This window comes from Nocardia colli, assembly GCF_008704205.1.
Lineage (GTDB): Bacteria > Actinomycetota > Actinomycetes > Mycobacteriales > Mycobacteriaceae > Nocardia > Nocardia colli.
Map to the genome: position 1 here is coordinate 1 of NZ_VXLC01000071.1, position 946 is coordinate 946.

The 946-nt window shown below is 63.0% G+C and carries 1 protein-coding gene; it reads right to left on the reverse strand.

Going from position 1 to position 946, the window contains the following annotated elements:
* Positions 1 to 109 precede the first annotated feature (109 nt).
* Positions 110 to 658 carry a Uma2 family endonuclease gene (locus F3087_RS45735; protein ID WP_223885850.1) on the reverse strand — a complete coding sequence of 183 codons (549 nt, stop codon included), beginning with the start codon at positions 656 to 658 and terminating at the stop codon, positions 110 to 112.
* Positions 659 to 946 lie beyond the last annotated feature (288 nt).

Here is a 946-nt window from a genome sequence, read left to right on the forward strand (position 1 = left end):
CGCCCTGGTCATCATCGGCGTGCTCGCACTGGAACTCGGTGGCCAGCACTGATCAAGAGGGCGTGCCTATGGTCATCGAGACCATAGGCACGCCCGAACGCTGTGTAGATCAAAGGAATTCGCTGGTATCCAGGTCGAACTCGAAGGGTTTCGGCAGCCGGAGTGCGGCGCCGAACTTGACGGTGGCGGTGTGCCGATACTCCCCGTCCGCCGGTTCCCAGTAGACCGTCATGTCGGCACGATGGCGATCGATCAGCAGGTATGCGGGAAGGTCGGCCTGCGCGTATGCATCGCGCTTTTCGACGCGATCGACCCCCGCGTCGCGTTCACGCCCCGAAGTGATTTCCACGATCATCAGGATGCCGGCCGGGTCGGACCACGACGGCTGGTCCCGGAAATAGCCACGCGGTGCGATCGCGCCATCCACTCGGGCACGGCTTTCGCGATAGGCCGGGATGCGTACGCCGACCTCGGAGAACAGCCGCCACTCCGGGCAATGGTCCCGAATCTGATCGCCCACGATGCTGGTGAACTCGACATGATCACCATCCGGAACGGGAACCACGTAGATACTTCCATTGATCAGCTCGACGTCGACTTCCTCGGACGATGCGCGCTCTAGCACCTCGAACTCCGCGAGGGTCACATCGGCGTCCATGCTGCTCATATCCCCAGGGTAACCGGGTGGCGCGGGTTCGGTCCGCTGGTCGTCCGCCAGCAGGTGTCGCGCCGCGGTGTGCGGGCTCATCCGGGCCTCGGTGCCGACTGTGGGCTGCTACGGTCCATTCTGGAACTCCTCCTACTCGGCTACATGACGGTTGTGTATTTCCTTTGACGTGCGATGTCACCCGATAGTTCCCGCGAATCTCAGCGAGTTTCAACGTTGAAGCGCGGCATGCAGATCGGTGTCGCCTACGGCATCTGGTCCGCCGTCGGCGTAGCGGCC

Bases quoted from the DNA above. Each gene is read 5' to 3' on its own strand.
- F3087_RS45735 (WP_223885850.1), bottom strand. From the start codon at position 658: ATGGACGCCGATGTGACCCTCGCGGAGTTCGAGGTGCTAGAGCGCGCA.